5 protein-coding genes are annotated in these 5359 nt (G+C 70.5%); 2 read left to right on the top strand and 3 right to left on the bottom strand.

Features of this window, described 5'->3' with window-relative positions; all coding sequences use genetic code 11:
- Positions 1–85: 85 nt before the first annotated feature.
- Together ACFWFI_RS40725 and ACFWFI_RS40720 are read right to left on the bottom strand one after the other, a co-directional pair.
- On the bottom strand, positions 86–865 hold the full coding sequence (locus ACFWFI_RS40725) for an SURF1 family protein (protein ID WP_387400691.1): 780 nt from the start codon (positions 863–865) through the stop codon (positions 86–88).
- A 62-nt stretch (positions 866–927) separates the two neighbouring features.
- Positions 928–2796, bottom strand: coding sequence for a S9 family peptidase (locus ACFWFI_RS40720; RefSeq protein ID WP_387400690.1), 1869 nt, complete (start codon positions 2794–2796; stop codon positions 928–930).
- Positions 2797–2886: 90 nt separating this feature from the next.
- On the opposite strand from ACFWFI_RS40720, the gene ACFWFI_RS40715 reads away from it, so the two are divergent.
- Both ACFWFI_RS40715 and ACFWFI_RS40710 read left to right on the top strand, forming a co-directional pair.
- Positions 2887–3723, top strand: coding sequence for a class I SAM-dependent methyltransferase (locus tag ACFWFI_RS40715; RefSeq protein ID WP_387400688.1), 837 nt, complete (start codon positions 2887–2889; stop codon positions 3721–3723).
- 50 nt (positions 3724–3773) lie between these two features.
- Positions 3774–4193: a nuclear transport factor 2 family protein gene (locus tag ACFWFI_RS40710; protein WP_387400686.1), complete on the top strand. Its 420-nt coding sequence runs from the start codon at positions 3774–3776 to the stop codon at positions 4191–4193.
- 123 nt (positions 4194–4316) lie between these two features.
- Here ACFWFI_RS40710 and ACFWFI_RS40705 read toward each other — a convergent pair whose 3' ends face one another.
- On the bottom strand, positions 4317–5111 hold the full coding sequence (locus tag ACFWFI_RS40705) for an SGNH/GDSL hydrolase family protein (protein ID WP_387400685.1): 795 nt from the start codon (positions 5109–5111) through the stop codon (positions 4317–4319).
- Positions 5112–5359: the final 248 nt, after the last annotated feature.

Raw genomic sequence — 5359 nt, 5'->3', positions numbered from 1 at the left:
CCATGAACCCTAGGGTTCATGGCGGGCCCCTGCCCGTGTCTGCTCGTGTCTGTCCGTGTCCGCTCGCGCCTGTCGCGGGGCTTCGTCAGTCGGCGTCGGCCGCAAGCCCCAGCTGTACGTCGCGTGCGGCCTCCGCCTCGCGGCGCACCAGCCGGAACCACATGAAGAGCACGAAGCCGCCGAAGACGAACCACTCGCCGGTGTAGCCGAGGTTCTGGAAAGCCTTCAGGTCGAGTCCGCTGCCCTGCGCCGCCGCCGCGGGCACGGGCTTCATGCCGCCGCCCGTGCCACCCGCCTCCGGCTCGGGCAGGGTCACCCAGGCGTCGTACACGTCGTACGGCACGAGGTTCACGAGGGACGCCGCGCTGATCATGCCGAGCTGGCCCTCGGGGAGCCCGCCGCTGAGGTCGACGCCGTCGGTGCCGCTGTTCTCCGAGGCCTGCAGATCGCCGGTCACGGTGACCTCACCGGCCGGCGCGGTGGGCACCTCGGTGCTGCCGGGGGCACCGGAAAGCCAGCCCCGCACGACGGGCAGCGCCTTGCCGCTGTCCGTACGCAGCAGATCCAGCACGTAGAAGCCGTCACGGTCGTCCAGCTTGCGGCCGGGGACCAGGAACCGGTCGGCATACGTTCCCGTCGCCACGGCCGGGCGGCCGGAGGTCTCCGTGCTCACGGGGAGCAGGTCGTCGAGCGGCTCCGGGGAGCGGCTGCCCGGATCGGGGCGCTCCTCGGCCTCCTCGTGCGACTGCACGCGGTCCTCGAAACGGCCGAGCTGCCAGGTGCCCATGAACACGCAGAACGGGATGGCCAGCACGACGAAGAGGTTGATCCCCCACCACCGTGGGGTCAGCAGGAACCGGTACACGCCTCCAAGGTACGGTTCCCCGCTCCGGGCCCCCGGAGCGGGGTGCACCATTTATCCGGAACTTATGCCGTCGGCCTGTCTTCCTCCCGGCCTTCCTGCTGGTCCTCGGCCCGTGCCCGCCCGAGGTGGCGCAGCGTGAAGTCCAGCTCCAGCCGTACCTGCTTGATCCGCTCCTCCACCACCAGCGAGCCGTGCCCCGCGTCGTAGCGGTACACCTCGTGGACCGCGCCACGGGCCGCGAGGCGGTCCACGTAGTTCTCCACCTGACGGATCGGGCAGCGCGGGTCGTTGACGCCGGCAGAGATGTAGACAGGGGCGCGCACGGCATCCACGTAGGTCAGCGGGGACGAGGCCTCGAAGCGTTCGGGCACTTCCTCCGGGGTCCCGCCCAGCAGCGTGCGGTCCATCGCCTTCAGTGCCTCCATCTCGTCGTGATAGGCGGTGACGTAGTCGGCGACCGGGACCGCCGCCAGCCCGAGGGCCCAGGCATCCGGCTGCGTACCGAGCCCGAGCAGCGTCAGATAGCCGCCCCACGAACCACCGGCCAGCACCAGCTGCTCCGGGTCGGCGAGCCCTGACTTCACCGCCCAGTCCCGGACGGCCGCGACATCCTCCAGCTCGATCAGCCCGACCCGGTGCTTGAGCGCGTCCGTCCAGGCGCGGCCGTACCCCGTCGAACCGCGGTAGTTGACCCGTACGACGGCGAAGCCGTGGTCCACCCACGCGGCGGGACCCGACGCGAAGGCGTCGCTGTCGTGCCAGGTGGGCCCACCGTGTATCTCGAAGATTGTGGGGAACGGACCGTCACCGGTGGCCGGAGCCTGCACCAGGGCGTGGATGCGGCCTCCGGGGCCCTCCACCCAGGCGTCCCGGACCGGCACCGAGGCCGGAGCCTTCGCACCCGGCGGGTCGAGGACGACGGAGCCCGTCGTGGAGCGCACCGCAGGCGGTTGTGCGGCCGACGACCACAGGTACTCCACCGTGCCGTCGGGGCGGGCCGTGGCCCCCGACACCGTCCCGGAGGGGGTCTCGACCCGGACGGGCCCCGCAGCGGACGGCTCGTACCGCCACAGCTCGCTGCGCGCCTCGAAGCTGTGCTCGATCAGCAACGCGGATCCGTCCGGATACCACTCCGCGCCCGCGTCGCCGGGCAGATCGACCGGCAGGTCCGTCTGCGTCCCCGCCACCGGGTCCCAGATCATCGGCTCCCACCGCCCGCGCCGCTGATGCCCGACCAGCAGCCGGGTGTCACCCGCCACCGGGGCGAAGCCCAGCACCGACAGGCCCAGCTCCTTCGTGCCGCCCTCCGTGTCGTCCAGCTCGGCGACCGTCGAACCGTCGGGGCGCACCACCCGCAGCGCGGAGTGCATCGCGTCGCCGTGCTCCGTGTGTTCCAGGGCGATCAGCGTCCCGTCGTGGGAGAGATCACCGACCCCGGCGGACTCACGGTGCCGGTAGATCTCGACGGGTTCCGCCCCGGCGCGCACCAGGTGAACGGTCGTGCCGTCCTCGTCGGTCGAACGGCCGACCACGGCCGTGCCGTCACGGCCGATCGCGAGCCCGGCCGGATAGGAGGGTTCCAGACCGGGCGTCGCCGCCTCGTCCGCACCGCCGTCGAAGGGCTGCCGCATCCACACACCGAACTCGTCGCCGTCGGTGTCGGCGAACCACCAGACGGCCCGGCCGTCCGGGGTCAGCACCCCGTCGGTCGTCCCGTTGGGCCGGTCCGTGACCTGGCGCTGCTTTCCGGTCGCCCGGTCCCAGGCGTACAGCTCGTACGTACCGGTGGCGTTGGAGACGAAGAGCGCGCGGTCGGGAGCGTCCTCGGCCCAGTCGGGCAGGGACACCCGCGCAGCGCGGAAACGCTGCTCCCACTGCGGTGGCTCCTGCTCCCGCTCCGGTACGGACGCGTCGTTCTGTGTGTCGCTCATGACCCCATCCAACCCGATGCGGCCACCACGCCGTGCGGCCTGTGGATAACTGTTCGCGCCCGCCCTCAGCCTGTGGGTAACTTTCGCGACATGTACGCACCGACGCCCGACGACTGGCACGAGATCAACCGCGCACGCTGGGACGAGCGCGTACCCATCCACGCGGCCGGTGATTTCTACGACCTGGACGCCTTCCTCGCCGGCCACGACGCTCTGCGGGACTTCGAGCTCGCGGAGGTCGGCGACGTGACCGGCCGGACACTGCTGCACCTGCAGTGCCACATCGGACTCGACACCCTCTCCTGGGCCCGCCACGGAGCAGCCCACGTCGTGGGTCTCGACTTCTCCGAGCCCGCCGTCGAGGCGGCCCGCGGTCTGGCCCGCTCGCTGGGACTGCCGCCGGAGCAGGCGGCCTTCGTGGCAGCCGATGTGTACGACGCCGCCCAGGCGGTCCCGGACTCCGCGTACGACATCGTCTACACCGGGCTCGGTGCGCTGAACTGGCTTCCGGACGTGTCTCGTTGGGCGGAGGTCGCGGCCTCGCTGGTGGCACCCGGTGGCTTTCTCTACCTCGCGGAGTTCCATCCGCTCACCGACTGCCTGGACGACGAGACCGGCTCGACGGTCACGTACGACTACTTCAGCCGGGACGCCTGGGTGGACGATTCGCCGGGCACGTACGCGGACCTCGACGCCGTGACCGTCCACAACCGCAGTGTCGAATGGCAGCACCCGGTGGGCGAGGTGGTCTCGGCGCTGGCGGCGGCGGGACTCCGGATCGAGTTCCTGCACGAGCACGACGCGTCGCTCTTCCCGCGGTATCAGGTACTGAAGCGGCAGACGGACGGGTACTACCGCTTCCCGGCGGACCGTCCGCGCATCCCGATGATGTACTCGGTGAAGGCATCGCGGCCGGTCACGGGCTGACCGGGTGCCGTCCCCGCACGATTGTCAGTGGCGGGCGCCACACTCGGGGCATGACTGAGACGACCGGCGGTACCGGCGTGGCGTGGGCGGCGGCCGAGGTGCGAGCCGCTGTGGAGGCGTACTGGACCGCGGCGGACGCCCGTGACTGGAGCGCTTTCGCCGCCACCCTCGCCGACGACGTGGTGTACGACCTGCCGCAGACCCGTGAGCGCATCCTCGGCAAGGAGCGCTACGTCCTGTTCAACCGGGAGTACCCGGGGGACTGGCAGGTCCGGATCGAACGGATCGTGGCGGACGGGGAAGGCCGGCAGGCCGCTGTCCGGACGCTGGTCACCGTCGGGCGGGAGGAGATGCACGCCATCCACTTCTTCACGTTCGACGCGGACGGCAGGATCGCCGGGGTGACGGACTTCTGGCCCGAACCCTACGAGCCCCCGGCCGGCCGGGAGCACCTGGTCGAGCGGTACTGAGCCCGTGGTCCGCCGCCGGTGACCGCCGGCCGACGGGCCGCCCGGGCCCCCGTCGTGCGGCGGTACCTCCGGCACAGGCCGGTGGCGCCGCCGCACACGCCGAACGGATCGGCTCTACGCGCGTTACGCCACAGAGCGGAAGGCCGGCAGATAGCCGCTCGACTGCCCGATGGCCTTGGGGTGGTACGAGTTGGTGACCGGGATGGACACGCTGTGGATCCATGCGTCACCCGAGCAGAGCTCGTGCCCGGTGAACTCGTCCACGACGCTGGAGTACGTGAACCCCGCGTCGGCCGCCCGCTTGGCCAGCACCCCGTTCAGCACGTCCGAGGCGTTGTTGATCGCCCCGCGCTCGGTCTCCGTGAGACCGGCGATGCAGGTGCCCGACAGCTTGTAGAAGCGCGGGTACCCCAGGACCACCACATGGGCCTGCGGAGCCCGCGAACGGATGCCCGCGTAGAGGGAGTCGAGCCTGCCGGGCAGTGAGTTCTGCATGGCGGAGACCGCCGTGTTCACCCGGTTCACGCAGGTGGCCTCGCTCTGCAGCACGCACGTCTGCATGACGTCCGCGAATCCGACGTCGTTGCCACCGGCCGTGAGGCTGACGAGCGTGGTCGACGAACTCAGCGCGCCCAGCTGGCCGCTGGACACCGAGGACGTCGTCGCGCCCGAGCAGGCGACGAACGCGAACGACGACGGGGCGTTCGCGTTCCTCCAGAGGTAGGGGTAGGCGTTGGTGCTGCGCTTGCAGTCGCCGCTCTCTGACGTGTAGCTCCCGGCGCCCACTCCGGAGGAGTAGGAGTCACCGAGAGCTACGTAGCTTTCGCCGGCGGCGGATGCTGGTTGTGCGATGCCGAGTGCGGCCACGGCGGCGATCGCGAGGGTGGAGACGGACGCCCGGAAGGTTCGTACTGACATGGCTGCCAGCCCTTCGAAATGTGGGGGACGAGTGGGGAGTTCGTGGGGCGAGCACGTTTTTAGCAGCTCCCGGTACTCGGCGGTAATGGCCGCGGGGAAAGTCGTCTGATATGCCCGAAGGATCGTTCGGTAGACGATGCTCCGCGCGTAGATAAACCTTCAACAGCCGCTCGAAATGGTGAAGTTACGGATCTCTCCGACACCCGTGGCGACTCCTCCGAGTCACCTTGGGGGGAGCGCCTTCTGTT

The sequence above is a fragment of the Streptomyces sp. NPDC060209 genome, assembly GCF_042728155.1.
GTDB lineage: Bacteria > Actinomycetota > Actinomycetes > Streptomycetales > Streptomycetaceae > Streptomyces.
Note: the sequence above shows the minus strand (reverse complement) of the source record. Positions and strands in the feature narration are given on the sequence as shown.

Coding starts and splice junctions, on each gene's coding strand:
- ACFWFI_RS40705 (WP_387400685.1), bottom strand. CDS start 5,111: ATGTCAGTACGAACCTTCCGGGCGTCCGTCTCCACCCTCGCGATCGCC.
- ACFWFI_RS40715 (WP_387400688.1), top strand. CDS start 2,887: ATGTACGCACCGACGCCCGACGACTGGCACGAGATCAACCGCGCACGC.
- ACFWFI_RS40720 (WP_387400690.1), bottom strand. CDS start 2,796: ATGAGCGACACACAGAACGACGCGTCCGTACCGGAGCGGGAGCAGGAG.
- ACFWFI_RS40710 (WP_387400686.1), top strand. CDS start 3,774: ATGACTGAGACGACCGGCGGTACCGGCGTGGCGTGGGCGGCGGCCGAG.